This window comes from Microbispora sp. CA-135349 (assembly GCF_050947365.1).
Lineage (GTDB): Bacteria > Actinomycetota > Actinomycetes > Streptosporangiales > Streptosporangiaceae > Microbispora.
Genome location: NZ_CP192001.1, coordinates 341914 through 367711 on the forward strand (window position 1 = coordinate 341914; position 25798 = coordinate 367711).

24 protein-coding genes are annotated in these 25798 nt (G+C 70.9%); 14 read left to right on the plus strand and 10 right to left on the minus strand.

Features of this window, described 5'->3' with window-relative positions:
- Nucleotide 1: 1 nt before the first annotated feature.
- On the minus strand, nt 2-850 hold the full coding sequence (locus tag ACQPZZ_RS01690) for a PIG-L family deacetylase (RefSeq protein WP_432928272.1): 849 nt from the start codon (nt 848-850) through the stop codon (nt 2-4).
- Nucleotides 851-860: 10 nt separating this feature from the next.
- Complete coding sequence (locus ACQPZZ_RS01695) at nt 861-2102, minus strand: MFS transporter (RefSeq protein ID WP_432928274.1); 1242 nt, start codon at nt 2100-2102, stop codon at nt 861-863.
- 146 nt (nt 2103-2248) lie between these two features.
- On the opposite strand from ACQPZZ_RS01695, the gene ACQPZZ_RS01700 reads away from it, so the two are divergent.
- Nucleotides 2249-2929 (plus strand): alpha/beta fold hydrolase, encoded by a 681-nt coding sequence (locus tag ACQPZZ_RS01700; protein ID WP_432928276.1) that lies wholly within the window; start codon nt 2249-2251, stop codon nt 2927-2929.
- Here the strand turns inward: ACQPZZ_RS01700 and ACQPZZ_RS01705 are convergent.
- The gene (locus ACQPZZ_RS01705; RefSeq protein ID WP_432928278.1) at nt 2926-3876 is read right to left on the minus strand and encodes a sigma-70 family RNA polymerase sigma factor; all 951 of its coding nucleotides are present in this window, start codon (nt 3874-3876) and stop codon (nt 2926-2928) included. The genes ACQPZZ_RS01700 and ACQPZZ_RS01705 overlap by 4 nt on opposite strands.
- Before the next feature lie 128 nt (nt 3877-4004).
- Here ACQPZZ_RS01705 and ACQPZZ_RS01710 point away from each other — a divergent pair, with 128 nt between their 5' ends.
- The 4 genes from ACQPZZ_RS01710 (at nt 4005) to ACQPZZ_RS01725 (ending at nt 8450) form a co-directional block, all read left to right on the plus strand.
- Nucleotides 4005-5435, plus strand: a complete 1431-nt coding sequence (locus tag ACQPZZ_RS01710) for an MFS transporter (protein WP_432928280.1) — start codon at nt 4005-4007, stop codon at nt 5433-5435.
- 239 nt (nt 5436-5674) lie between these two features.
- Complete coding sequence (locus ACQPZZ_RS01715) at nt 5675-6100, plus strand: nuclear transport factor 2 family protein (protein WP_432928281.1); 426 nt, start codon at nt 5675-5677, stop codon at nt 6098-6100.
- A gap of 106 nt (nt 6101-6206) precedes the next feature.
- The gene (locus ACQPZZ_RS01720) at nt 6207-7052 is read left to right on the plus strand and encodes an MBL fold metallo-hydrolase (RefSeq protein ID WP_363635378.1); all 846 of its coding nucleotides are present in this window, start codon (nt 6207-6209) and stop codon (nt 7050-7052) included.
- 168 nt (nt 7053-7220) lie between these two features.
- Nucleotides 7221-8450: a family 16 glycosylhydrolase gene (locus tag ACQPZZ_RS01725; RefSeq protein WP_432928283.1), complete on the plus strand. Its 1230-nt coding sequence runs from the start codon at nt 7221-7223 to the stop codon at nt 8448-8450.
- 114 nt (nt 8451-8564) lie between these two features.
- On the opposite strand, the gene ACQPZZ_RS01730 is transcribed toward ACQPZZ_RS01725, so the two are convergent.
- Together ACQPZZ_RS01730 and ACQPZZ_RS01735 are read right to left on the minus strand one after the other, a co-directional pair.
- The gene (locus ACQPZZ_RS01730; RefSeq protein ID WP_432928285.1) at nt 8565-9665 is read right to left on the minus strand and encodes a calcium:proton antiporter; all 1101 of its coding nucleotides are present in this window, start codon (nt 9663-9665) and stop codon (nt 8565-8567) included.
- Nucleotides 9666-9851: 186 nt separating this feature from the next.
- A complete protein-coding gene (locus tag ACQPZZ_RS01735; protein WP_432928287.1) occupies nt 9852-10727 on the minus strand; it encodes an NUDIX domain-containing protein in 876 nt (291 codons plus the stop codon).
- Between the two features lie 872 nt (nt 10728-11599).
- Here ACQPZZ_RS01735 and ACQPZZ_RS01740 point away from each other — a divergent pair.
- Nucleotides 11600-13222 (plus strand): cellulose-binding domain-containing protein, encoded by a 1623-nt coding sequence (locus ACQPZZ_RS01740; RefSeq protein ID WP_432928289.1) that lies wholly within the window; start codon nt 11600-11602, stop codon nt 13220-13222.
- Between the two features lie 252 nt (nt 13223-13474).
- Here ACQPZZ_RS01740 and ACQPZZ_RS01745 read toward each other — a convergent pair whose 3' ends face one another.
- Complete coding sequence (locus ACQPZZ_RS01745; RefSeq protein ID WP_432928291.1) at nt 13475-14323, minus strand: M15 family metallopeptidase; 849 nt, start codon at nt 14321-14323, stop codon at nt 13475-13477.
- A gap of 175 nt (nt 14324-14498) precedes the next feature.
- Between ACQPZZ_RS01745 and ACQPZZ_RS01750 the strand changes: the two genes are divergently transcribed.
- The 6 genes from ACQPZZ_RS01750 (at nt 14499) to ACQPZZ_RS01775 (ending at nt 20727) form a co-directional block, all read left to right on the plus strand.
- On the plus strand, nt 14499-15332 hold the full coding sequence (locus ACQPZZ_RS01750; protein WP_432928293.1) for a prolipoprotein diacylglyceryl transferase: 834 nt from the start codon (nt 14499-14501) through the stop codon (nt 15330-15332).
- 464 nt (nt 15333-15796) lie between these two features.
- Entirely contained in the window at nt 15797-16081 is a 285-nt protein-coding gene (locus ACQPZZ_RS01755; RefSeq protein ID WP_432928295.1) for a hypothetical protein, read from the plus strand.
- 8 nt (nt 16082-16089) lie between these two features.
- The gene (locus ACQPZZ_RS01760; protein ID WP_432928297.1) at nt 16090-17646 is read left to right on the plus strand and encodes a radical SAM protein; all 1557 of its coding nucleotides are present in this window, start codon (nt 16090-16092) and stop codon (nt 17644-17646) included.
- Nucleotides 17643-17978: a hypothetical protein gene (locus tag ACQPZZ_RS01765; RefSeq protein ID WP_432928299.1), complete on the plus strand. Its 336-nt coding sequence runs from the start codon at nt 17643-17645 to the stop codon at nt 17976-17978. Before ACQPZZ_RS01760 ends, ACQPZZ_RS01765 begins: the two co-directional genes overlap by 4 nt.
- A 73-nt stretch (nt 17979-18051) precedes the next feature.
- On the plus strand, nt 18052-19020 hold the full coding sequence (locus ACQPZZ_RS01770; RefSeq protein WP_432928301.1) for an ankyrin repeat domain-containing protein: 969 nt from the start codon (nt 18052-18054) through the stop codon (nt 19018-19020).
- Nucleotides 19021-19545: 525 nt separating this feature from the next.
- A complete protein-coding gene (locus tag ACQPZZ_RS01775) occupies nt 19546-20727 on the plus strand; it encodes an AAA family ATPase (RefSeq protein WP_432928303.1) in 1182 nt (393 codons plus the stop codon).
- Between the two features lie 105 nt (nt 20728-20832).
- Here ACQPZZ_RS01775 and ACQPZZ_RS01780 read toward each other — a convergent pair whose 3' ends face one another.
- Both ACQPZZ_RS01780 and ACQPZZ_RS01785 read right to left on the minus strand, forming a co-directional pair.
- Nucleotides 20833-21663 (minus strand): MauE/DoxX family redox-associated membrane protein, encoded by an 831-nt coding sequence (locus tag ACQPZZ_RS01780; RefSeq protein WP_432928305.1) that lies wholly within the window; start codon nt 21661-21663, stop codon nt 20833-20835.
- Between the two features lie 3 nt (nt 21664-21666).
- A complete protein-coding gene (locus tag ACQPZZ_RS01785; protein ID WP_432928307.1) occupies nt 21667-22626 on the minus strand; it encodes a hypothetical protein in 960 nt (319 codons plus the stop codon).
- Nucleotides 22627-22900: 274 nt separating this feature from the next.
- On the opposite strand from ACQPZZ_RS01785, the gene ACQPZZ_RS01790 reads away from it, so the two are divergent.
- Nucleotides 22901-23401, plus strand: coding sequence for a SigE family RNA polymerase sigma factor (locus ACQPZZ_RS01790; RefSeq protein ID WP_363636147.1), 501 nt, complete (start codon nt 22901-22903; stop codon nt 23399-23401).
- A 9-nt stretch (nt 23402-23410) separates the two neighbouring features.
- On the opposite strand, the gene ACQPZZ_RS01795 is transcribed toward ACQPZZ_RS01790, so the two are convergent.
- Together ACQPZZ_RS01795 and ACQPZZ_RS01800 are read right to left on the minus strand one after the other, a co-directional pair.
- On the minus strand, nt 23411-24415 hold the full coding sequence (locus ACQPZZ_RS01795; protein ID WP_432928309.1) for a thermonuclease family protein: 1005 nt from the start codon (nt 24413-24415) through the stop codon (nt 23411-23413).
- Nucleotides 24416-24551: 136 nt separating this feature from the next.
- On the minus strand, nt 24552-25049 hold the full coding sequence (locus ACQPZZ_RS01800) for a MarR family winged helix-turn-helix transcriptional regulator (RefSeq protein WP_432928311.1): 498 nt from the start codon (nt 25047-25049) through the stop codon (nt 24552-24554).
- A gap of 98 nt (nt 25050-25147) precedes the next feature.
- Here ACQPZZ_RS01800 and ACQPZZ_RS01805 point away from each other — a divergent pair, with 98 nt between their 5' ends.
- Nucleotides 25148-25711 (plus strand): YceI family protein, encoded by a 564-nt coding sequence (locus ACQPZZ_RS01805; protein ID WP_432928313.1) that lies wholly within the window; start codon nt 25148-25150, stop codon nt 25709-25711.
- The last annotated feature ends 87 nt before the right edge of the window (nt 25712-25798 follow it).

Here is a 25798-nt window from a genome sequence, read left to right on the forward strand (position 1 = left end):
CTCAGTCGCGGAGGCCGGCGAAGAGGTCGTCCTCGTGGTCCGGGGCGTCCACGCGGGAGGTCTTCCTGGTGAAGAACTCGTGCGAGAAGGCCCGGTGCTGGGCCTCGGGCGGCATCTGCAGCATGGGGATGTTCTCGCCCTGGCTCGCGTGGGCCTGCAGGGCCTTCAACTTGTTCTCCACGTACGGCGACACGTCGACGACGCTGGTGACGAGCTCCTCGGGGGTGCCGAAGTCGTCGGGAAGCTCGAAGTCGTCCGGGGCCATGCCGCTGCTGCGCAGAAACTCGAACATCTCCCGGATCCGCTCGCGCGGCACGGCGACGTAGTAGAGCTTGTCGGGGATGCCGGTCATCTCGGCCGCCGCGACCGCGATGCGGTGGGCCTGGATGTGGTCGGGGTGTCCGTAGTTGCCGTTCTCGTCGTAGGTGACGATCACCTGGGGCCGGTAGCGCTCCATCAGCTCGGCGAGCCGGGCGGCGGCCGACTCGACCGGGACGTTGGCGAACGCGTCCGGGTGGCCGTTGCCCTCCCAGCCGACCATGCCGGAGTCGCGGTAGCCGAGCAGTTCCAGGTGGCCGATGCCGAGGTGGCCGACCGACTCGCGCAGCTCGGCCAGGCGCCGCTCGGCGACCGCGGCGTCGTCGTGGCCGGGCTCGCCCGGCTTCACCCCTCCGGGACCGTCTCCCTGCTCCCCGTTGGTGCACGTCACCAGGACCGTACGGACACCCTCGGCGGCGTACTTCGCGAAGACCCCGCCGGTGCCCATCACCTCGTCGTCCGGGTGGGCGTGCACAGCCATCAGGGTGAGCTCTCGGTCCATTCCGTCCCCCGCAGTGTCGTTTACCGTCACCCGGACGACCCTATATCGCCCCTTGATCTCGCGCGGGGACACCGCTGACCGGCGGTGTCGGGGCCGGGGCCATGCGGCCGGCCAGCAGCCACCAGACGACCAGCTGCAGCAGGGCCAGCACCACGGCGAAGGGCGGCAGGGTCCAGAGCCCGACGCCCTGCGCGATCGCACCGGCGAGCCACGGGAACACGGCGCCGCCGACCACCGACACGCCGTTCAGCAGCCCGATCGCCGTCGGCACCAGCCGGGCCACGGTCAGCCGCGGCGCGACGGCCATCGTCGTGGGGAAGATCGGCCCCAGCCAGAAGCCGAGCAGCACGAAGCTCACGGTGGCCACGGCGGCGCCCGGCGCGAGCCAGGCCAGCATCGTGCTGAGCGTGACTCCGGCCAGGCAGATGAAGGTCATCCCGGTCGCGGTCAGGCCGAGCCTGGTGGCGATCGGGCTGATCAGGAAGCGGCCCAGGGTGAGCCCGAGCCAGTAACCGGAGACGGTGTAGCCGGCCAGCAGGTCGCTCTGCCCGTGCTCGTCGACCAGGAAGCTGAACCCCCAGTTCCCCACGCTGATCTCCAGGCCGACGTACACGGCGAGGAACACCGCGCCCAGCAGGACGGCGGGCTGCCGCGAGGCGGTGGCCAGCAGCCCGCCAGTGGCGGGCCCGGCGTGTTCTCCCGTGTGTTCCCCCGGGGGCGGGGCCTCGCGGGCGGGCAGGGTCAGGTAGAAGCCGATCAGCAGCGGCAGGCAGACCAGGGCCAGGACCAGCCACACGGCCGTCCAGGGCAGGAAGGTCAAGATCCAGGTGGCCAGCAGCGGCCCGAGAAGCGCGCCGACGCCGAAGAACGCGTGCAGGCGGTTGAGCAGCGTCGTCGCCCCGGGCAGGTCGGTGAGGTAGGCGTTCAGCACCGATTCGAAGATGCCCGTGCCGTACCCGGCCACGATCTGGCCCACCAGGAAGGCCAGGAACGGCGGGCGCACGGCCGTGAAGAGGCCGGCCAGCGCGAACGTGCCGCCGCCGAGGATGAGCGAGGCCCGGATCCCGAGGCGGTTGATCAGCGGGCCGGCGGTCGAGCCGGACAGCATGAACCCGGCGGAGAAGGCGAAGAACTGGGTGCCGATCGTGGCCTTGTCGAGGCCGTAGTCGTCGATCTGCGCCGGCAGCAGCACCCCGCCCACGCCGGAGCTGAGACCGACCAGGATGAAGGTGACGTAGGAGAGCGCGACCGGCGCCCACAACCGACGCCCCAGTCCGGACACCTGACCTCCCGCGTACGAGCAGCCTTCCGGCCACCCGGCATGCGGGATCGGCCGTATCCGTGATCAACGGTGATCCCGTTTTCGGCGTCATGCTACTTGGAGTCCCTGATGCTCCCATAGGGGTTTTGGGTGGCTATCGTGACGATGTGACGGATCATGCGTCGGTTCAGGCGAACGGCGTTCGCATCGCGTACCGGACGTACGGGACGAATGGCGGCGTGCCGCTGGTCCTGCTGCACGGGCTGGGCGAGGGCATGGCCGACTGGGCGGGCGTCGCGCCGGTTCTGGCCGCCCACCGGCACGTGTACGCCCTCGACCTGCGCGGCCACGGCGCCAGCGGACGGCCGGGGACCTACGGGCTTGAACTCATGCGCGACGACGTCCTCGCCTTCCTCGACGCGCTGTCGCTCGGCACGGTGGACCTGATCGGGCACTCGATGGGCGGCGTCGTGGCCTACCTGCTCGCCGCGGAGCGGCCGGGCCGGGTGCGGACCTTGATCCTGGAGGACGTCCCGCTCCCCGTGCCGCGTGTCCCGCCTCCTCTCGTACGCCCGGAGGGGCCGCTGACGTTCGACTGGGCCATGGTGGAGGCGATCAGGCCCGAGGTCGACCGGCCCGACCCGGCGTGGCTGGAGCGGCTGGGCCTGATCACCGCGCGCACGCTCGTGATCGGCGGCGGGCCGGACAGCCACATCCCGCAGGAGCGGGTCGCCGAGATGGCCCGCCGCATCCCCGGCGCGACGCTCGTCACGATTCCCGCCGGGCACCTGGTGCACGAGGACGCCCCGGAGGCGTTCGTCCGCGAGGTGCTCGCCTTCCTTCCCTAGAGCGTGGACGGCAGCCCGAAGACGGTGAACAGGGCGGGATTGCCGAACACGACGTTCCGCGCGACGCCGGATCGGGTGACGGTGAAGACCTGCACCGAGTGGGCCCGCGGGACGCCGTCGCCGCCGTCGACGTAGGCGGCGAGCGCCGGCTGCCCGTTGGCCCGCGTCGGCACCATCCGCCAGGGGCCGCGCCGGGTGCAGACCCAGCGGATGAAACGGCCGAACTCCTCCCGGCCGGAGAACCACGACAGGAACGGCGGCATCTCCAGGACCGCGTCCTCCCGCAGCAGCCGTTCGAGGGCGTCGACGTCGGCCTTCTCGAACGCCGCGACGTACCGGTCGAGCAGGTCGCGGCCGGCGGGGTCGTCCGGCTCCACGAGGTCGTCCTCGGCCGGGGCGACCGTGGCGAGCCGGGCGCGGGCGCGCTGCAGTGCGCTGTTGACGGCGGCGGCCGACGTCTCCAGCAGGTCGGCGACCTCGCTCGCCCGCCAGGCCAGCACCTCGCGCAGGATGAGCACCGCCCGCTGCCGCGGCGGCAGGTGCTGCAGGGCCGCGACGAACGCCAGCCGGATCCCGCCCCGGGACGCGACGATCGCGGCGGGGTCCACCAGCGCGTCGGGGATCGGCTCCAGCCAGGTCACCTCCGGCAGCCTCCGTTGCGGCCCCGTCTCCGGGTCGTCGGCGGGGCCGGTGAGGCCCGAGGGCAGTGCCCGGCGGCCGCGTTGTTCGAGTGCCGTGAGGCAGGCGTTCGTCGCGATCCGGTAGAGCCAGGTGCGCGGGGAGGCCCGCCGCTCGTCGTAGTCGCCCGACGCCCGCCATGCCCGCAGCATGACCTCCTGTAGCAGGTCCTCCGCGTCGTGCACCGAGCCCAGCATCCGGTAGCAGTGCGTCATCAGCTCACGCCGGTGGGGCCCGGTGATCCGCTCGAACTCCTCGTCACTCCACATGCGCTCTCCCGCGTCGCGTCGCCGTCACCGGTATCTACCGGCTCGCCGCCGCCGACTCATCGGTGACCGATGAGTCGGCCGCACGCTCCCGGTACGTACCGGCGAAACCGCTTGTGGAAAGGACGAGGATGATCCCCACCCACACCACCCGCCCCGCCTCTGCCCGGCCGGCCCCGGCCCGTGCCGGGCGGCCCTGGCCGATGCTGGCGGTGCTGCTCGCCGGCCAGTTCATGGGGCTGCTCGACCTCTACATCGTCAACGTGGCGATTCCCCGGATCGGCGCCGACCTGGAGGCCTCAGGGGCCGCCCTGCAACTGGTCGTCGGCGGCTACATCATCGCGTACGCGACCCTGCTGATCACCGGCGCCCGGCTCGGCGAGCTGTACGGCAGGCGCCGCATGTACGTGATCGGGGTCGCCGCCTTCACCGCGGGCTCGCTGCTGTGCGGGCTCGCTCCTGACATCGGGACGCTGATCGCCTTCAGGTTCGTCCAGGGGGCCGCGGCGGCGGTGATGGTCCCGCAGATCATGAGCGTGATCCAGACCCGGTTCACCGGCAGGGCCAGGGCCACGGCGCTCAGCGCGTACGCCTCGGTGCTCTCGGCCGGTTCGGTCGCCGGGCTGACGCTGGGCGGGGTGCTGACCGGCGCCGATTTGGCCGGGACCGGCTGGCGGCCGGTGTTCCTGGTGAACGTCCCCGCGGGCGTCCTGCTGACGGTCGCGGTGCCCCGGCTGGTGCCTCCGGACGCGCCGTCCGGGCCGCGCGGTGCGCGTGGGCTCGACCTGCGGGGCCTCGCGCTCGCGCTGCCCGCGACGCTCCTGATCGTGCTTCCGCTCGTGCTGGGCAGGGAGGCCGGTTGGCCCGTGTGGGCGTACGTCTCGATCGCCGCGGGGGTCGTGCTCGCCGCCGTGTTCGTCGTGGCGCAGCGCCGTACGGCGGCCAGGGGCGGCGACCCGCTGCTCAACCTGGACGTGCTGCGCGCGACCGGCATGCCCTCGGGCCTGGCGACGCTGATCGCGGTGATGGTCGCCTACGGCGGGTTCCTGTTCACCTTCGCCATGCACCTGCAGAGCGGCCTCGGGGAGAGCCCGATGCCGGCCGGGCTCACGTTCCTGCCCATGGCGACGGCGTTCGGACTGGCCAGCTTCTACTGGCGCAGGCTGCCGGGCCGGATCCACCGGCTGCTCCCGGCGTCCGGGCTGGTCCTGTGCGCCCTCGGCACGGCCGGTCTCGCGGTATCGGCGACCGGCGGCCCGATGATGTGGGCCGCGCTGGTGGTCTACGGCGCCGGGCTGGGGATCTCGATCAGCCTGCTCAACCATGCCCTGGTCAACGTGCCACCCGCCCGCGCCGCCGACGCGAGCGGCCTGCTCACGACGGCCATGCAGTTCGGCCAGCTGACCGGCGTGGCGGTGTTCGGCACCGTCTTCCTGAGCCTGGCCGATCCGCCGAGGCCGGAGGCGATGGGCACGACCGCCTGGTGGCTGTCGATCGTCACGGCCCTCGGCGTGGTGGCCGCGGTCACCCTGGCCCGTGCCGCACGGCCCCGGCCCGCCTGAGCACCCCGGCGCACACACCGAGCGGACCCCGGGCTCCCCGGGGTCCCAGGTGGCTCACTCCTCCGGGATCGCCGCAGGGCCGAGCCGCGCGCCCGGACGAGATCGTCGAAGGTGTCGTCCACGATTCCAGGGACGCCGAAGGCGCCCCGTGCGTTGCATCCGGCGGTGTTGCGTCTCCTGACGACGCCCTTTGCCATGGCGGCGCTACCGTGGGCGTACGCATGGAGGAGTGATCCGGGATGCCCGACGGCCGGCAGCTCGCGGACCGCGTGCTGAACGCGGTGAACGCCCATGACCTGGCCCGGCTGTCGGCCTGCTACGACCGGAACGCCGTCCTGTCCACCCCGCTGCGGGAGTGCGAGGGGCGGGAGCAGATCATCCGATACTGGGAAGATCTGTTCAAGGCTTTCGGCGACATGACCCTGACGGTCTGGAACAGGATGGACTACGCCGACCCCGGCTTCAGCGAGTGGACGATGACGGGCACGCACAGCGGGCCCTTCCCGCTGCCCGGCGGCGGTGTCATGGGCGCGAGCGGCCGGCGGATCACCGTGCGCGGCTGCGGAGCCTGCCACGCGGAGAACGGCCTCGTGGCCGCCCATCGGGACTATTTCGACCTGCTTGAGCTGTACTCCCAGCTCGGGTTCTCACTCGTCTCCGGCTGAACCTTCCGGGCGCATCTTGTCGGGCGCGGCATCGGTAACCGCCCCCCGCTTTGGGGTGATTTGTAGCGGTTTACGTAGCCTGAAAGTCTGGGAGAGGGGAGGCGTCATGCCCGATCCAGCGGACGCGACCGTGTTCTTCGTGGGAAACGCCACCATGATCATCCGTTCTCACGGGTTCACCCTGCTGACGGATCCGAACTTCCTGCACAAGGGGCAGCGGGCCCATCTCGGCTGGGGGTTGAGCACCCGCCGCCGCACCGAGCCGGCGATGGAGATCGCGCAGCTTCCGCCCCTGGACCTGGTCGTGCTGTCGCACATGCACGGCGACCACTGGGACAGGATCGCCAGGAACGGCCTCGACAAGGACCTGCCGATCGTCACCACCCGCCACGCGGCGGCCCGGGTGCGCCGCCAGGGATTCGACCACGCCATCGGCCTGGAACCCTGGGAGTACTACCACCAGCGCCACGGGGACAGCACGCTGACGGTGACGGCCACGCCCGCGCGGCACGCGCCGGGTCCGGCGAACGGCCTGATGCCGCCGGTCATGGGGAGCGTGCTCGACTTCGCCCACGCGGGCGAGGTGGACCTGCGCCTGCACATCAGCGGTGACACGGTCATGGACGAGTGCCTGTCGGAGATCCCGCGGCGCTTCCCCGACATCGACGTCGGCATCGTGCATCTCGGCGGCACGCGGATCCTCGGCCTCACGGTGACCATGGACGGCGCCCAGGGAGCGGAGTGGCTCAGGCTGATACAGCCGGACTCGGCCCTGCCCGTGCACTACGACGACTACGCGGCGTTCGCCTCTCCGCTGAAGGACTTCCAGCGGCACGTCCGGAGCGCGGGGCTGTCGCACCTGGTCCACTACCTCATGCGCGGCGAGACCTACCGGCTGCCCGTACGGCAGGCCGGCGTACGCCCGCGCCGTCCCGTCGCCGGGCCCGGCTGACACATCTCAGTCAAGGTCTATTGACAGTCCGCGCGATGGGGGTGTTGCATCTTAATTCAAGAGTTAAAACTTAGCTGAAGCGCTGGACGCACCGGTGCGCCCCCTTTCTCCGCGTAGGGGCGCGGGCCGGAGATCCTGCTGGCATCCCCCCACCAACCGGAGATCTCCATGCGCAAACCCCGGCTCCTCATCATGGCCGCGGCCATGGTCGTCAGCCTGACCGGCGGCCTGGTCGCCGGCACGGGCGCGGACCGAGCCGAAGCCGCCATCGGCCCCATCACCTGGTCGGACGAGTTCAACGCCGCGGCGGGAACGCCCGTTGACGGCTCCAAATGGAAGTTCGACATCGGCGGCGGTGGCTGGGGCAACAACGAGCTGGAGTACTACACCAACTCGACCCGCAACGTGTACCACGACGGGCAGGGACACCTCGCCATCACCGCCCGGCGGGAGAACCCGTCGAACTATCAGTGCCACTACGGCACCTGCCAGTACACCTCCGGCCGCATCCTGACCGCCGACAAGTTCAGCCAGGCGTACGGCCGCTTCGAGGCGAGCATCAAAATCCCCAAGGGTCAGGGCATCTGGCCGGCGTTCTGGATGCTCGGCGGCGGCAACTGGCCGAACACCGGCGAGATCGACATCATGGAGAACGTCGGCAACACGCCCGGCACCGTCTACGGCACCGTGCACGGCCCCGGCTACTCCGGCGGCAGCGGCGTCGGCGGCAACCGGACGATCGGCGCGCCACTCGGCGACGCCTTCCACACCTACCGCGTCGACTGGTCGCCCAACCTCATCGTCTGGTACCTGGACGGCTCGGAGTACTTCCGCGTCACACCGGCCGACATCCGCGGCAATCAGTGGGTGTTCGACCACCCGTTCTTCATGATCCTGAACGTCGCGGTCGGCGGCTACTGGCCGGGCAACCCCGACTCCACCACGTCGTTCCCTCAGACGATGCTGATCGACTGGGTCCGCGTCTCCGCCTGGACGAGCGACGGCGGAGGCGGGACCGGCAGCGCGCTGAAGTCCAACCTGAACGGCCGCTGCGTCGACATCCCGAGCGCGAACCCCGTCGACGGCGCCCGGCTGCAGATGTACGACTGCAACGGCACCGCCGCACAGCAGTGGACGATCAACGGCGACGGCACGGTCCGCGCGATGGGCAAATGCATGGACGCCGCCGCGGCCGGCACCGCCAACGGCACGCCCATTCAGCTCTACACGTGCAACGGCACCGGCGCCCAGCGCTTCACGCTCACCCCGGCCGGTGACCTCGTCAACGTCCCCGCGAACCGGTGCGCGGACATCGTGGACGTGAATCCCGCCAGCGGCGCACGTCTGCAACTGTGGGACTGCACCGGCGGAGCCAACCAGAAGTGGACCCGCGGCTGACCGCGTGACCGGCGTCACCGGAGTGAGAGGTCCCGGCCTCTCACTCCGGTCAGGTCTTTCCGCGGTTCGCGGCATCGCGGGCTCACAGGCTCACGGGCTCACGGGCTCACGGGCTCACGGGCTCACGGCGAGGAGCAGGAAGGCGGCGAACAGCGTGAGGTGCACGCCCGCCTGCAGGAGGGTGGCCCGGCCGGGCACCACGGTCAAGGTCGCCACGACGACCGTCAGCACGAGCAGCACGATGTGCGTCGGGCCGAGTCCGAGCAGCAGCGGCCCCTTCAGCCACAGCGAGGCGGCGGCGATCGTCGGAATGGTGAGCCCGATACTGGCCATGGCCGAGCCGAAGGCGAGGTTCAGGCTGACCTGGACCCGGGCGCGCCGGGCCGCCCGCGCGGCGGCGAGGGTCTCCGGCAGCAGCACCAGCAGCGCGATCACGACGCCCACCGCGGACTGCGGCAGGCTGGCCGCGCGTACGGTCGCCTCGATGGCGGGCGACTCGACCTTCGCCAGGCCCACCACCGCGATCAGCGCGGTCAGCAGCAGCGCCAGGCTGGCAGTGGCAGCCCGTGTGGTCGGCGGAGCGGCGTGGCCGGCGGCATCCGGTCCCTCGGTCCCGGGCTCCACCGAGAGGAAGTATTCGCGGTGCCGGAAGGTCTGCGTGAGCACGAACAGGCCGTACAACGCGATCGAGGCGAGCGCGGCGAACGCGAGCTGGGCCGAGGTGAAGATCGGCCCCGGCCGGCCGGTGGTGAACGTCGGCAGGACGAGACTCAGCGTGGACAGGGTGGCGACGGTGGCCAGCGCGCCTCCGGTCCCCTCCGCGTTGAACACCGCCACCCGCCGCCGTAGCGCCGCGACGAGCAGAGACAGGCCGACGATCCCGTTACACGTGATCATCACGGCGGCGAACACCGTGTCGCGGGCGAGCGACGACGCGGCCGGCCCGCCCGACGCGGTGAGGCTGATGATCAGTGCCACCTCGATCACCGTGACCGCGACGGCGAGCACGAGCGACCCGAACGGCTCGCCCACGCGGTGGGCGATGACCTCGGCGTGGTGCACGGCCGCGAGCACCGAGACCGAGAGGAAGACCGCCGCGATCACCACGACGACGGGAGGGATGGTCCGTCCCCACGCCAGAGCGAGCACTGCCACGGCGAGGATCGGAACGGTGACGGTCCAGGTGGCGGCCAGCCGGCGATAGCGCAGGGTCACATTCTCATCCTGCCCAAATGGGGCGAATGGGCATAAAGCCCTCGGTGCCCCGGCTCGGGGGCAGGATGTGCCGGGTGCAGGGGTGGGGTGTGCCGGGCTCAGTGGCGGATGGGTGTGGTTCGGGGCGGGGGTTGTGCGCGGTTGACGGCAGGGTTGTGCGTGGTCGAGGGCCGGGATGGGTGTGTCTCAGAGCTGCTTGAGCAGCCAGCGAGGACCGGTGACCAGGGCGCCGAGGGCCGTCACCCGCTCGCGCAGCCCCCGGTCGGCGGTGACGACGAGGGCCGTCTCCCATGACCGCGCGCCGCGCACCGCTTCCACGATCGCGTCGTCCCCGCTGCCCCCGGCCACCACGACCGTCAGGTCCCCGGTCACCGGCCCCGGATCGGCGGCGCCGGCCGCCGCCCCTTCGAGCACCGCGACCACGCGCGGGAACCATCGGGCCAGGGCGGGAACCCCTTCCGGCATCTCGTCGAAGCCCTGCGCGGCACGGGGCACCAGCTCGTTGAGCAGGCGGTTCGCGGCCCCCGCGCGATCCTTCCACCACCCGTGCTCGGCCCGCGCGCCGATGATGTTGGCCATGTCGAGGACGACGACCACCGGGCTCAGCGCCGGCCGGATCCTCGGCCACGAGTCGGCGAAACCGGGATGCAGTTCCTTCGCGGCCACCTCGTCGGCCGCCACCCAGCGCATGTCGGCGCTCTCGCCGTTGGCGGGCGCGGCGTCGAGCAGCCCCCCGGCCTCCGCGATCACCGTCTGGAACGACCAGCCGCCGTGGTCGTCGACGTAGAGCCCGCGCACCCGGACGAGATCGGCGTCCAGCGCGGCCTCCTCCCGCGCCTCGCGCAGCGCGCCGGTGATGGCGTCCTCATGGCTGTCGCACGCGCCGCCCGGCAGCCCCCACGTCCCGCCGTGATGGCTCCACCAGGCCCGCTTCTGCATCAGCACGTACGGCATGCCGTCGAGCGTGTGGTGCACGGTGAGCAGGCCGGCGGCGCCGTACAGTCCCCAGTGCTGGTGCCCCAGCTCGCACAGGGCCCAGCCGTCGCCGTCCTTCGCCGCCATGCACCCATCTTGCCGCAGCCCGCCGAATCGCTTTGACGGTCACCAGTGTCCGAGGGGCACCTCCAGCCCGGCGACCAGATCGACGAGGGTCACTCCACCCGCGATGCGGGACGACCTGGATCCGCGTCGCGAAACGTACGTCCCGAAGGCGCGTGGCGGCCTCGTGAGCGGTTCGCGGGAAGTGGTGGCGATCGGCAGGGAGCCGACCTGTGGAACATGGCTGATCGCCAGTGTGATGGTGTCGTAGGCCGATCGTTATTAACCGGTGAGCGATCCTTTCCGACCCGGTGTCCGGAGCCCGTTAACGTGTGAGCCCTCACTCGTGATTCCCCTTTATCCGGAGAATCAGGAGATGTCATATCTGGAGAGACGCCCGCTTCCTGCGGCCGGAGGAGCGGGCGTTGTCCTCCCTTTTCTCTCCTCCTTCTCGCGCCGTCGCCGGTGCGGGTGGTGGTGCCTCTTATCCGATCACCGTTTCCGACGGGCTCGGCTCGTTACCCTGCCGGTACATCCGTACCGGCAGGGTCGCCGCCGTCAGGGGAGTGGTGTGGCGACGGCAGGCCGGCTGGGTGAGGATCTCCCCGGCAGTGGCCCGATGAACGCCGGCGGCCGCCCTTTGTGTTCCGAGTTCTCGCCTGAACGTTTCAGCCGGTCCCGGATTCCGTTACTCGTCTCCAGCGATCCCTGCGCAAGTGAGGGCCGTCCTGGGCGGAAAGCCGCCTCGGCGCGGCGTTGACCGGCGATCGACGGGGTCGTAGCTTGATGCGCGGTGTTCCTGTGAATGGATGTAGTTCAGGTGCACGAAACCCCTTGTGGGGTCAGGAGTCATTCCTCGGTCAGGGGCCCTGCGCGACCTTGCAAGGAGCTCGGTTGTGAAAAGCAGAACCAGAACGGGCGTCGCGGTGATCGGCGCCCTCGCCGGAGCCGTCGCCCTGGCCGGCGTGACCACCGCCGGAACGGCACAGGCCGCCACCGGGTGCGCCGTGACCTACACGACCAACGACTGGCCGGGTGGGTTCACCGCCGGCATCACGATCCAGAACCTGGGCAGCGCGATCAACGGCTGGACCCTCGGGTTCGCCTTACCCGACAGCGGTCAGAAGGTGGGCACCGGCTGGTCGGCCACCTACAGCCAGAGCGGGCAGAACGTCACGGCCACGAACGTGGACTACAACGCCGCCATCGCGACCGGCGCGTCGTTGTCCATCGGCTTCAACGGCAGCTGGTCGGGGTCCAACCCCAAGCCCGCCGCGTTCACCTTGAACGGCGTCACCTGCACCGGCTCCACCACCACCTCATCGCCCACGCCCTCGCCCAGCCTGTCGCCCACCCTGTCGCCCACCCCGTCGCCCTCCCCGACACGCTCGCCCTCGCCGTCACCCACCCCCTCGCCCTCGACCACGCCGTCGAGTGGCGCGGTGTACGTGTCGCCGAACGGCAGGGACGGCGCGGCGGGGACGCAGTCCGACCCGACGACCCTCACTTCGGCGATCACGCGCGTCGCCCCCGGCGGGACGATCTATCTGCGCGGCGGGCGGTACGCCTTCACGCAGACGATCACCATCGCACCGGGCAACAACGGCACCTCGAACGCCCGCAAGACCCTGTCCGCCTACCCCGGTGAGACTCCGGTGCTGAACTTCTCGGCCCAGAGCGAGTCCTCGTCGAACCGCGGACTCGCCGTGAACGGCTCGTACTGGCATGTGTACGGCATCGTCGTCGAGCGGGCCGGTGACAACGGAATCTACGTCGGCGGCAGCAACAACATCATCGAGCGCACGGTGACCCGGTTCAATCGCGACACCGGGCTGCAGCTCGGGCGGATCGCCTCCGACACTCCCCGTGACCAGTGGCCGTCCAACAACCTCATCCTCAGCGCGGAGTCGCACGACAACGCCGACTCCGACGGCGAGGACGCCGACGGCTTCGCCGCGAAGCTCACCACCGGCACCGGCAACGTCTTCCGCTACGACGTGTCTCACAACAACATCGACGACGGCTGGGACCTCTACACCAAGACGGACACCGGCGCCATCGGGCCGGTGACCATCGAGGATTCCCTGTCCTACAACAACGGCACCCTCACCGACGGCAGCCAGGCCGGCGACGGCGACCGCAACGGCTACAAACTGGGCGGCGACAAGATCTCCGTCAACCACGTCGTCCGGCGCAGCATCGCCTACCGCAACGGTCACCACGGGTTCACCTACAACAGCAACCCGGGCACGATGTCGATCTCGAACAACGTCGGCATCGACAACGCCGAGCGCAACTTCTCCTTCGACGCCGGCACCTCGGTGTTCCGCAACAACACCTCGTGCCGCAGCGGCAGCGGGTCCAACGACAAGACGGTCGGTAACGCCGACAGCTCCAACCAGTTCTGGTCCGGCTCGAACGGGTCCCGGTGCTCCTCCTACACCGGCGCCATGGGCTGGTCCTTCGCCTCGGACGGCCACCTCGTCGTGACCTTCGGCGGCAGGCCGGTCACGCCGTAACCGGTCGTCTCGTCACCCGGCAAGCGCTCCCCGGCGGAGCACGGCTCGGCCCTGCCGGCCTCTCACAGGGTCACCGGCGGGCGGGGCAACCGTCACAGGGTCACCGGCGGGCGGTGCAACCCGTCACAGGATCACCGGCGGGGCGGGACACCCCGTGGGCGGGACAACCGTCACCGGGTCACCGGCGGGCGACCCGCCCACGCGCCGTACGCGGTGGGCGGGGCCCGCGGTGCGGTTTGCGCGGCACCGGCGTCAGCGGCCGTTGACGGAGAAGTGCTGGTAGTCCTTGGCGCCCGACCACGAGCCGCCCCAGCCCCAGCCGATCTGCCTGAAGGCCCGCACCACGCGATCCCCGTCGTTGATCACGCCGGGCTTCTTGAGCGGCCGGTCGACGAACGCGTCGGCGTTGCGGTGGGCGTTGGACCCGTTCGCGTAGACGTACGGGTTCTCCCGGGGGTTGAGATCCACGGCGAGGCCGTACGCGTGATTGGACCAGCTGCCGGAACCGGTGGCGTTGCGGCAGTTGAAGGCCGAGGTGTTGTCGGCGTCGATGGAGTCGTAGTCACTGCCCTTGTAGACGTCGACGGGCTCCATCCGGCGGATGGGATAGCGCATGTCGTAGAGCTTCCCGAAGACGGAGGCCACGTCTTCGGCCACCTTCTTGTTCACCACGAGCGTGCCGGTGTGCGCCTGGTCGTCGAAGCCCCAGTAGGTCATGGTGATCTTGCGCAGCCCGCTCAGCGGAACCGGGCAGCCGGGCCGCCACGAGTGCCGGACGTCGTCGCGGGACACCTTCTCGATCTTCGCCGAGAAGGGCGGCGGCCCGCTCGGGCTCGGCGTGGGACCGCTGCCGGGCGCGGGCGAGATCGGCGCGGCCGAGGGCGTGACGGGCGGAGGGGTGACGGACGCGGACGCGGCTGAGGCCTGCGCGGCCGAGGGGCCGGCGCCGGCCGTGCTGGACGGCGACGACGCCGCGGCGGGCGCGGACACCCGGGTCCGGGCGGTGTCGGACGCACCCGCGTCACCGACCCCGGCACAGCCGGTCATACCGACGAGAGCCGCTACCACTACCGCTGACCTGCGGTTCCACAAGAAGGTCATAGGCGCAGGTTACCTGCGGACAAGGCGTGCGCCGGCGGTCGCGCACGTTTCCTGTGGACAGCGGGATTCCTGTGGACAAAGCGTCGGCGATTCGGCTGGAATCGCCGTACAGAAGGGGCGCAAGCCGTACGAATTGGCAGTCGGATTCGTTATGGGCCGTCGCTAGGGTGGCGTCGTGCTTGAGGAGCTGCGTTTCGGCGGGGTGAGCGTGCCGACCCATGCGTTCTTCGTGGGTCTCGGCGTGATCCTCGCGAGCGTGGTGTTCGTCCTGGAGGCGCGCCGCCGGGGGGCCCTGCAAGAGGAGTCCCTCGTCGCCGTCACCGGCGCGCTGGTCGGCGGGGCGATGGGCATGCGGCTGTCCGGCTGGGCCGAGCATCTCAATCCCGCGCTCAACCCCGGCCTCCTCGAGGCGTGGATGTTCGGTGCCCGGAGCATTCTCGGAGGCCTGACCGGCGCGTACGTCGGGGTGCTGGTCGCGAAACGGCTGATCGGCTACCGGGAACGGACCGGCGACCTGTTCGCGCCCGCGGTCGCGCTCGGCATGGCCGTCGGCCGCGTCGGCTGCTTCCTCACCGAGGCCCCCGGCCGGCCCACGAGCCTTCCCTGGGGAGTCCACGCCCCGGCCACCGTCCCGGAGTGCCCCGGCTGCCTGGCCGGGCAGGCCATGCACCCGTCATACCTGTACGAGACCGTCTTCCAGCTCGCCGCCTTCGGCGCGTTGCTGTGGGCGCGAAGCCGGGTCGACAGGCCGGGAGAACTGTTCACCCTGTATCTGGGCGCGTATGCCGTCTTCCGATTCCTCGTCGAGTTCACCAGAGCGAACGAGACGGTCTGGCTCGACCTGACCCGCCCGCAGTGGTTCCTCGTCCCGGGGCTCGCGCTTCTCGCCGTCCGCCTCTGGCTCGGATATCGCAAGGGGTTCTACGATCGACTGCTCCCCCGGCGGGGCGAGCGGCAACCGCTGTTACCGGCCGCCCGGCTGTCGCCCGTGGGCGAGGAGGAGAGATGAGCACACCCCCCGAGCCGCCCGAGCGGCCGCACGACCCGCAGCAGGGCGATCCTCACCGGCCCGAAGGCCCGCCCGGGTCTCCCGGTGACCGGCCCGAGGGCCGAGCGGCGTCCGGCGACCAGTCCGAGGGCTCGGCGTCCCCTGCTCCCGGTGCTCATCACGGCCCCGGTGCTCATCACGGCCCGGCTGGTCAGCACGGTCCCGGCGCGGGCGCGCCGAACGGTCCCGGTGGCCCGCAATCACCCCCGGGACCCGGCGGGCCACATGGTCCAGGGGGAGCCTTCGGCCCGGGTGGAGCCTACGGTCCCGGCGGGCCACAGGGTCCGGGGGGACCCTTCGGTCCCGGCGGGCCACAGGGTCCGGGGGGACCCTTCGGCCCGGGTGGCCCGGGGCCCGGGGCGCCGCGCCCATGGCCGCCGCCCCCGGCTCCGAACTCGACCGGCACGGTCATCGCGATGACCTTCGTGGGGATCGTGGCCTATGTGGTCGTCAACTTCGTGCTCTTCCTCGTGACCCTGTCGGTGGCGGACGGGATCGCGAGCGATCACAAGAACGTCGCGCTCATCGGCGGGGCCGTGATCCTGGCCGCGATCGCGTTCGGCGGCGGAACGCTCCTGCTTCTTCTCCGTAAGCCCTGGTCTCGCGGGCTCGGGCTGGGCCTGATGATCGGCTGGGCGCTCCTGACGATTCTCACCGCCGGCCTCTGCACCGGCGTCAACCCCTCGTTCTACACGGATGGCATGTTTTGAGCACCGGAATGCCCCTGCGTGGAGATCGCATCCTCCGCTACGTCAACGCGTTCTGCCCGCGCTGCCACGAGGAGCGGCCCGACCGTCCGCTGGCGGAGGTGCCGCGGCTGTCCGGCCGGCTCGTGGCCCGCGACGGCCGCGTCTACCTGGAGCGCGGCTGCCGCACCCACGGCATGGTCAGGACCCTCTACGACGAGGACCCGGAGATCCTCGCCTACCTGGAGGAGTGGACCGCCCCCACCAAGGCGCACCTCCCCGACGTCGCAGGGAACTTCGATCCGGTCCCGGAGGCGTACCTGCGGGGGCTGCCCGAGATGCAGACCCAGCACACGTGCATCCTCCTCGAGGACGTGGCGGAGGCGTGCAACCTGCGCTGCCCGACCTGCTTCACCGAGTCCTCGCCAGACCTGCGGGGGATCGTGCCGGTCCGGGAGATCCTCGCCAACGTCGACCAGCGCCTGGCCCGCGAGAACGGCCGTCTCGACGTGCTCATGCTCAGCGGCGGCGAGCCGACCCTTCACCCCGACCTGCCCGAGCTGCTCACCGAGCTGGCGGCCCGGCCCGTCACCCGCGTCCTGATCAACACGAACGGGCTTCTGGTGGCCAGGGACGACGCCCTGCTCGACCTGCTCACCGAGCATCGCGAACGCGTCGAGGTCTATCTGCAGTACGACGGCCTGTCGGCCGAGGCGTCCCGGCACCACCGGGGCGGTGACCTGCGGCGGCAGAAGGCGGAGGCGCTGCGCCGGCTGTCCGAGCGGGAGATCTTCACCACGCTCGTCATGACCGCCGCCCTCGGGGTGAACGACGGTGAGATCGGCGACGTCGTGCGCCTGGCCCTCGACACGCCGTACGTCGGAGGCGTCTCGATCCAGCCGCAGTTCGGCTCGGGACGGTCCGGCGCGATCGACCCGATGGACCGGCTCACCCACACGGGCGTGCTCAAGCGCCTCGGCCCCCAGACGGACGGCCTGGTCACCTGGCGCGACCTGACCGCCCTGCCCTGCTCGCACCCGCACTGCTGCTCGGTCGGCTACATGGTCAAGGACGACGCCGACCGGTGGCGCTCCCTGACGGCGTTGATCGGGCACGACCGCCTCAAGGAGAACCTCGGGCTCGTCTCCAACCGCATCGCCGACTCGGAGATCCCCCGTGAGCTCCGCATGGCCGTGCAGGAGTCGCTGCTCGGCCTGCTGTCGGAGCAGTCGTCGCTGTCGCACCCCGAGATCGGCAAGATCTGGCGCGACATCTGCGAGAACTGCGACCTCGGGCTGTCGACGTTGCTGACGCTCGCGTCCTCGGCCCTGCCCGGCCGGAAGCGGCGGCTGCGCCGGCTGCTCGGCGAACGGGTCGTCCGCATCACGATCAAGCCGTTCATGGACATGTCCACGATGCTGGAGGAGCGGCTGATCCAGTGCTGCGTCCATGTCGGCACCCGTTCCGACCAGGACCAGTGCGCGCCGTTCTGCGCGGTCCAGGCCTGGCCGGCGCTCGCGCGCCAGCGCCTTTCCGCCGTCGCCGCGGCCGACCCCGGCGTACGGCTTCCGCTGCTGGAGATCACATGAGCCTCCCGAACGGGGAGCCCGGCGACCGGCCGACCGGCGTCGCGTACGAGCAGGCCGTCGCCGCCCGATCGGCCGGGGGCGGGCAGGCCACGCCGTACGACCCGCTGAAGCTGTGCGTGTACGCGACGGTGGCGCTGCTCGCCTGGGTGTTCGGGGCCTGGGCCGTGCTCGGCTTCGCGGCCTTGGGATTCGCCGGATACTGGCGGGCGCGCCGTGCCGGGCTCACCAGGAGCAAGTGCTATCTCAGGGACACCCGGCTCGTCCTCGCCTATCTGGGGCTGATCGCCCTGGCCGCCGTGGCGGCCATCGTGCTCCCGCACGTGTCCCGTTAGCGGACTCCGAAGCGGCACGGTTTTGTCGGTGGGCCTCGCCATGATCGGCCTACCTACTCACCGAGGGAGCGTCATGGCTGTCGCCCACGAAGCGGCCTGGTCCGGCATCGGCTGGGACTCCTGGAAGAACCTGAGGCTGATCCGGGCCCGGCTCGACGCGGGCGCCGATCCCAACTCGGGGGTGTTCTACCACGGACGGCCGCTGCACGCGGCCGCCGAATGCGGCTCTCCCGAGGTGGTGGCGGAGTTGGTCGCCCGCGTCGACGACGTCGACGCCGAGCAGGAGGGCCGTACGGCGCTGTGGAGGGCCGTCTTCGCCGGCCGTCCGGACAACGCCCGGATCCTGGCCGAGGCCGGCGCCGACCCGTGGCGGCCGATGATGAACGGCTGGTCGCCCGGACGGCTGAGCCTGGCCTCGCCGATCCCCGGCCTGTTCGGCGATCCCGCCGGCCGGCCCGGCCTGTCCGACGCCGAACTCGAGTCGGTGGCGGAGGCCAGGCGTCTCATCGACGCGTTGGGCGACTTCTACTACGACGGGGTGGCCGTGGCCTGCGTGGCCGGCGTCACCGCGGCCGAGGCGGCACGCCGCCTGGAGGCCGCCCCTGTCGACGGCGCCGAAGTCGACGAGCTTCTCGAGGACGACATCTTCGAGGACTTCGACGAGAACCTCGCCATCGTCGGGATGACAGACGTGCCCGGCGGCTGCGTCGTCAGTCAGCCGTGGGGATACATGCCGTACGCGACCGGTGTCACGAAGCGCCTGTCGGCGGGAACGGTCTGCTTCGCGATGTACGCCAATCCCAAGAGCGGCAACCAGGGGAGCGTCACCCGGGACGGCGGGATCGTGGCATGGGACACCCATCCCGGTGGCGGCAACCCTTCGTCCGACGGCTCGGCGGAGGAGATCCTCAGCAGCTACCTGTTCCGTGGACGAGCGCTGGCGTACTGCTGTGCGGGCGCGGGCCTGCGACTGGACGATGCCAGTGCCATCGCCTCGCCCAGCACGTGGGTGAGGCTCCCCGAACGCGACCACTGGCGCTGAACGCCAAGACGAGGCATGCGAACGCGCGGGCCGCGCGAGGAATCGGTCGCAGGGCAGGCCGGCGGACAGGCGGATGTGGGCCGCGTCGCGCCGCCGATTACGGCGCGCAGGGCGTTGCCGGGGCCGCTGCAGGGGCCGTTGCAGGGGCAGGGCCAGTGGGGTTGGGCTGCCACCTGAACGACGGTGTTTGACGGCGCTTTCGCGGAAAGCTCGCGCAGGTGTTCGATGACGCGCTACAGTCATGGCCATCGGATCGAACACGGGTTCGGTCGAGTCCCGGCAGGTAAGGGGTGTGTGATGGCTGTGCCCACGGTGTCCGCCGCCCCCGTTCCGGCTGTCGCCGGACCCGTGGTCTTCGATCCGGTCGTGCCCTCCCCGGCTCCGCCCGCTGTCGTCCCGGTCGTCCCGGTTCAGGCACCGCCCATCGCCGGGCGATGCGTGCCGGGGCCGCGCCGGGCGACACGCCGTAGCGCTTTCTACGGAAATCTACGACGGCCGCTATATGCCGTCATAAAGTCCGAGAGCGTGGACCCCGTGCGCAATCCCTACGCCCCCGGCGCCGGTCAGCGCCCCCCGGAGCTCGCCGGACGCGACCGCGAGCTGCAGCAGTTCGAGATCGTGCTCGAGCGGGTGGCCCGGGGCCGCCCGGAGCGGAGCATGGTCCTGACCGGCCTGCGCGGTGTGGGCAAGACCGTCCTGCTCAACACGTTCAAATCCATGGCCATGCAACGGCTGTGGGGCACCGGCAAGATCGAGGCCAGGCCCGACCAGTCGATCCGCCGCCCGGTGGCGGCCGCGCTGCACATGGCCATCAGGGAGCTCGCCCCCCGGCACCGCGCCCCCGAGCGCATCGAGGAGTTCCTCGGCGTGCTCAAGGCGTTCGCGATGCGCGACCCCGCCGCGGCCAAGGGCACCTCCCACTGGTCGCCCGGCATCGACGTGCCCGCCGCGCGCGGCCGGGCCGACTCCGGCGACCTGGAGATCGACCTGACCGAGCTGTTCATCGACGCCGCGGGCGTCGCGACCGATCTCGGCGTCGGCATCGCGCTGTTCATCGACGAGATGCAGGACGTGCAGGCGCCGGACGTCTCGGCTCTGTGCGCGGCCTGTCACGAGCTGTCGCAGAACGGCGGCCCGCTGATCGTCGTCGGCGCCGGCCTGCCGCACCTGCCGAGCGTGTTGTCGGCGAGCAAGAGCTACTCCGAGCGGCTGTTCCGCTACGCGCGCATCGACCGGCTCGACCGGGACGCCGCCGACCTGGCCCTCATCGCCCCGGCCGCCAGGGAGGACGTCGAGTTCACCCCCGACGCGCTCGACGCGTTGTACGAGGCGGCCGACGGCTACCCCTACTTCGTCCAGGCGTACGGCAAGGTCGCCTGGGATCTCGCCCCGCGCAGCCCGATCACGGCCGAGGACATCAAGGTGTCCGCCCCGGAGGCCGAGGAGGAGCTCGCGGTGGGCTTCTTCGGCAGCCGGTATGAGCGGGCCACCCCCGCCGAGCGGGACTACATGCACGCCATGGCCCAGCTCGGCGACGACCCCGTGCCGACCGCCGAGGTGGCCGAGGTGCTGGGCCGCAAGCCGTCGAGCCTGTCCCCGGCCCGCGACAGCCTGATCAAGAAGGGTCTGATCTACAGCGCCGAACGCGGTGTGATCGGGTTCACCGTTCCGCATTTCGGGAGGTTCCTCCGCGCGCAGCCGGTGTGACCGGCGCGCCCATCGACCTCTCTACGGCTTTCTAGAGGGGAAGCTAGAGAGCCGTAGAGAGCTGAAGTGAAAGTCCTCGATGCGGGAATCTACGCATGTATAGCGTCAGGCCGATACAGGCGTAGATTCCCGCAGAGAGGCGGCGCTGTGGTCACCGGCCGCGGTCACGTGGCCGTCGGCCCCGACCACGACGGCACGTACGTCGGGACGCCGGCCGTCGAGATGCACGGCGAACACCACCTCCGCGTCGCCCTGCGCGGGAAAGACGAAGAAGCGCCAGCACAGCTCGCGCCACATGTCGGCCGGCTCGTCCGTCAGCAGCGACCCGGCATGGGCCCGCCACGCCGCGCTGGCCCGCAACCGTGACAGGGCCCGTCCGGGCGGCGTCGGCCGCTGCTCGCACGGCGCCCGGTGCCGTAGGCGGGAGACGATCTCGTCGATCTCGGGGGAGCAGACGAGCAGCAGGGCGACCCCTGCGCCGATCCAGGGCGCCGTCTCCACGGTGACACGAGGCAGCCCGGTGACGCCCTCGACCCCGACGAGGACCGCCATCGCGGTCAGCGCCGCGGCCCGGCCGATCGACCGCAGCCCGACCGGCGTGTCGCTCACGTCTCCGAAGCACCCGCACCCCACGTCCGGCCGCCGCCTGCGCAGATCCCACAGGACGTACGTCGCGACGGCGAAGAACGCGGCCGGTAGCCATCGGCCGGCCGGGTGGTTCACGACCAGCAGACCGGCCGCCAGCGCGAGCTCGGCCAGGGAGCAGGCATACGTGGCGGGCCTGGCGAAGCGCTCGGGCATGAGCACCGCCGGGCCGAGCCGGGCCAGCGCCCCCGGCGACGCCTCGCGTCCGGCCGTGGCCAGTTTGGCGACGCCGCCCAGCGCCAGTGTCACCACGAGGATCGGCAGCGCGGCAGCCGCGATGGTCGAAAGCACCGGTCACCCCAATCCGACGCGGACATTGAAACAGCCCTTGGTCAAGTCTCCGCCGAGCGCGACGTACGAGGACGCGGCCAGTTCCATGATCCTGCCGCGCGGGGACGTGCCGCATTCCAGGCATCGGTCGCAGAACCGCCCCGCGAGACACCCGCACGCGACGATCGGCAGTGCGTCCGCCCGGCCGTCGCACACATTGCGCACGCGCAGCAGCGAGCCCAGCGCGAGGTACGGCAGGCCGGCGCAGGAGACGCCGCCCTCCTCACAGCCGGTGTCCTCGCGTTCGATCATTGGATAGGCGACGCCCTCTTCTGCGAACTCCGTGAGGTCCGCCCATACGGCCGTGCCCGAGATGCCCGCCTGGCCTCCTGCGTACGCCGCCGGAGGCGGGGGCGCGGCCGTGGCCCGGTACGGCGGTTGCGAGGTCGCCGGGAGCTGCGCGAGCGTGATGCCCTGGTCGAGCAGCCCGATCGCGTCGAACAGGTAGCCCGGCTCCAGCTTGGGGTGCCGCACCCGGATGCGCCCGGAGGAGCGGTAGGGAACGACGATGGAGCGTTCCCGGCGATGTGGACCGCAGTCGAGCTCGATCGTGAGGTCCCGCCGGCCCCGAACCTCCCGGATGACGCCGGTGATCCGGGTGATGTCGGCCCAGATGTGCTCGGCCACGGTGCCGGATCGCAGCGCCCGGATGACGACCCGCGCCCCGGCGGGCAGGTCGGCGGGCGCCACCGCGCCCCCACGCCACGCGGTCGCCCATGGCGCGATCACCAGACGCCGCTGCTCGCCGTCGGCGGTCTCCACGATGATCAGGTGCGGGCTCACGTCGAGGAGGTCGCCGCTGATCACGTCGAACGGCTCGGTCTCCTCCGGGGACCGCGGCGGGGGCCCGGCGTCGCGGCCGAGAACCGCCGCCGCCAGCTTCCGCCTTCGCTCTCCGGCCCGATACGACATCGCCCCTTCCACGCTTTCCAGCCTCACATGCCGGAGGGGGATGGAGAGGCGGTTTTCCGGGCGTTGGTGGCGTCCGGGATCAATATTCCTCCTCCCGGTGCAAGGCGTTGCCACCTGTTACGGGCAAACCACTGCCCGACAGCGCGTACGGCGTGCGTGACGGGCCGCCACCGGCTTGCCCGGTCTTTGCCCAGGAGGGTGCGAAACCTGGATTTCGGTTCAGCCGGATCCGAGGGCACGGCTGCGATTCTGGCACGAGATGCCTCTCTGGCCGGGTTGGTGATCCCTGATCGTGAACCATGAGGAGTTCCGCACGTACGTGCAGTCTCGCGGGGCGGCCCTGCTCCGCGTGGCCAACCAGTTGACCGGCAACCCCAGCGACGCCGAGGACCTCCTGCAGACCGCCCTCGCCCGCACGTACCTCGCGTGGGACCGCATCCGCGACCGTTCGTCGCTCGACGGCTACGTGCGGCGGGCGATGGTGAACATCAACATCTCCTGGTGGCGGCGGCGCAAGCTGGAGGAATACCCCTCCGAGGAGCTCCCCGACGTACCGGTGCAGCAGGACCCGCGGCACCGGTACGACGAACTGGAGCAGGCGCTCGACCGCCTCCCCGCGCGGCAGCGTACGGCGATCGTGCTGCGTTACTACGAGGACATGACCGAGCCCGAGATCGCCAGGACCCTCGGGATCAGCGTGGGCACGGTCAAGAGCTCGGTCTCGCGAGGCATGGCCAAGCTGCGCGGCGACCTGGTCGTGCCCGACGCCCGCAAGAGGGTCAACTGACGCCCCGCGTCACCTCTCGCAGACCACTCCGTCGCTGTCGGCGTCGGTGTACCACTCGTACTCGAGGGATCCGCGATAGTACGGGCCCAACCCGTGGGCGATCGCCTCTTCGCAGGTGCCGTACCTGGTGTCGGTCGCGCCGCCGGCGCTCGGGCTCGGACTGGGGCTGGGGCTCGGACTCGGACTGGGGGTCGGCGAGGGGCTGACCGCGGCGACCGATCCGGTGGTGCCTCCCTGCGGAAGCGGCTCAGGGGAGTACGTCGTGCCGGGCGGGGCGGGGGCCGCGTCGGCCGGCTCGATCGGCGCCGGGGTCAGGGCGTCGCCGGTGCCCGGAGGGACCTGGACGCCGGAACGCCTGTCGTAGGTGTCGGCCGCCCAGCACCCCGACCACAGGCCCACCTTGTCCATCTGCGCGCGGACCTGCTCGTTGTACTGCCACAGGGTGTAGGTGTGCTCGGGGAAGGAGTTCACGGTCTGGGCCAGGCCGCTCCTGACCATGTCGCCGTTGACGTAGACGCCGGTGGACGACCACAGGTAGATCAGAATGCGGTTCTTCTCGGGCACCTGCTCGGCGGCCTGAACGTACGCCGGCTTGCCGGGCGGCAGCAGGGCCTTCAGCCGGGCGGTCGCCTCCGGGAACCAGCAGGCGCCCTTGGCGGGGGCCTCCGCCTCCAGCAGGCCGATCCGTACGGTCCTGCCGCTCACGGTGACGACATCCGCGGTGTCACCGGTCAGGATCTTCTTGACGGTCACCTGGACGGCGTCCTTCGGCACGCTCTTCGGCCGCGTGGTCTTCGTCGTGGTGGTGGGCTTGGGGGTCGCATTCGAGGTGGCGCGGGGGCTCGGGGTCGCCGCGGCGGGCGTCTGCGTCTGCGTTTGAGAAGGCGTCGGGCTCGGGCTCGGGGTCGGGCTCGGGGTCGCCGTGGCCGCCGCGAACGCGGAGGTGGAAGCGGCGGCGGGGACCGCGAGGGCCGCGGCGGCGAGGACGGCGAGTGCGCGTGAGGGGAAACGCACGGGCGCTCCATGGGCTCGGGTACGGGGGACTGCGTCGGCTGTCGTGGAGCCGTTTCCTGAATTACGGAGTCCACCAGAAAACGATCGTTTACGCCAGTCGTCCGGTCAGTTCCTTCTCATCCCGATTTCGGGGGACTCAGCCCGCCTTGGCCTGCGGAGCCCTGCCTGCCTCCCGTGCGCCGGCGGTCGCGCAGGGCCGTACGACGTCGCGGATCACCCGCAGTGCCTGCAGGAACTCGGCGAGCTGGTTTTCGGTCAGCAGCCCGGTGAACCAGGTCTCGATGTCCTCGAGGTGCCGGGGGAGCACGGCCCGCAGCCGCTCCGCCCCCGTCTCGCTCAGCACGGCGTACGAGGCGCGGCGGTCGCTGGCGCAGGCGTGCCGTTCGACGAGCCCGTCGCGTTCCAGGCGGTCGACCACCCGGGTGATCCCGCTCGTGGACAGCGACGTCTGGGCCGCGAGATCGCTCATCCGCAGGCGTCGTTCCGGCGAACGGGCCAGCCGGATCAGGGTCTCGAAGTCGACCTCGGACAGTCCGGCGGCGGCCAACGTGGGGCTGGTCTTGTCGGACAGCCCGGTGCAGACCTCCGCCAACAGGCCCATCGCCGTGAGCCGTGGGTCGTCGAATGGGTCCATGGCCCGAGTCTACGGCACGATAGTTGACGAGAGGAATATTTCTCCGGTAGACATTTGCTGAGTAAGACATCCGCACAGCAACGATCAGGGGAGCAGTCATGAGCATCCGTGAGTGGGAGGGCCTGAAGGTCCCGACGGCCGGCGAGTTCGCGCTGGACAAGGCCCACACGCGTGTCGGTTTCGTCGTCAAGCACATGATGGTCAGCAAGGTCCGCGGCCACTTCGCCGACTACGAGGGCAAGATCGTCATCGCCGAGAACCCGCTCGAGTCCAGCGTGGACGTCGTCATCAAGGCGGGCACGATCGAGACCGGTGTGGCCGACCGCGACGGCCACCTGCGGAGCGACGACTTCCTGAGCGCCGACAAGTTCCCCGAGATCACCTTCCGCAGCAAGCGGGTGACCGGCCTGTCGGGCGACGAGTTCACGCTCGTCGGCGACCTCACGATCCGCGACGTGACCAATGAAGTCGAGCTCAAGGTCGAGTTCAACGGCGCCGCCAACAACCCGTGGGGTCAGGAGATCTTCGGGTTCGGCGCGGAGACCGAGATCGACCGCGAGGAGTACGGCCTGACCTGGAACCAGGCCCTGGAGACCGGTGGCGTCCTCGTCGGCAAGAAGGTCAAAATCGAGATCGAGGGCGAGGCCATCCGCCAGGCGTAGCCTGTGCGGGGCGGAGGCGGATATCCACACCCTGTGCACAGCCCTTGTCCACAGCCTGTGGACAAGGGCTGTGCACCGATCCAAAAC

Bases quoted from the DNA above. Each gene is read 5' to 3' on its own strand.
- ACQPZZ_RS01720 (WP_363635378.1), top strand. From the start codon at position 6,207: ATGCCCGATCCAGCGGACGCGACCGTGTTCTTCGTGGGAAACGCCACC.
- ACQPZZ_RS01725 (WP_432928283.1), top strand. From the start codon at position 7,221: ATGCGCAAACCCCGGCTCCTCATCATGGCCGCGGCCATGGTCGTCAGC.
- ACQPZZ_RS01770 (WP_432928301.1), top strand. From the start codon at position 18,052: ATGGCTGTCGCCCACGAAGCGGCCTGGTCCGGCATCGGCTGGGACTCC.
- ACQPZZ_RS01735 (WP_432928287.1), bottom strand. From the start codon at position 10,727: ATGGCGGCGAAGGACGGCGACGGCTGGGCCCTGTGCGAGCTGGGGCAC.
- ACQPZZ_RS01745 (WP_432928291.1), bottom strand. From the start codon at position 14,323: ATGACCTTCTTGTGGAACCGCAGGTCAGCGGTAGTGGTAGCGGCTCTC.
- ACQPZZ_RS01710 (WP_432928280.1), top strand. From the start codon at position 4,005: ATGATCCCCACCCACACCACCCGCCCCGCCTCTGCCCGGCCGGCCCCG.
- ACQPZZ_RS01715 (WP_432928281.1), top strand. From the start codon at position 5,675: ATGCCCGACGGCCGGCAGCTCGCGGACCGCGTGCTGAACGCGGTGAAC.
- ACQPZZ_RS01760 (WP_432928297.1), top strand. From the start codon at position 16,090: ATGCCCCTGCGTGGAGATCGCATCCTCCGCTACGTCAACGCGTTCTGC.
- ACQPZZ_RS01805 (WP_432928313.1), top strand. From the start codon at position 25,148: ATGAGCATCCGTGAGTGGGAGGGCCTGAAGGTCCCGACGGCCGGCGAG.
- ACQPZZ_RS01765 (WP_432928299.1), top strand. From the start codon at position 17,643: ATGAGCCTCCCGAACGGGGAGCCCGGCGACCGGCCGACCGGCGTCGCG.
- ACQPZZ_RS01800 (WP_432928311.1), bottom strand. From the start codon at position 25,049: ATGGACCCATTCGACGACCCACGGCTCACGGCGATGGGCCTGTTGGCG.
- ACQPZZ_RS01705 (WP_432928278.1), bottom strand. From the start codon at position 3,876: ATGTGGAGTGACGAGGAGTTCGAGCGGATCACCGGGCCCCACCGGCGT.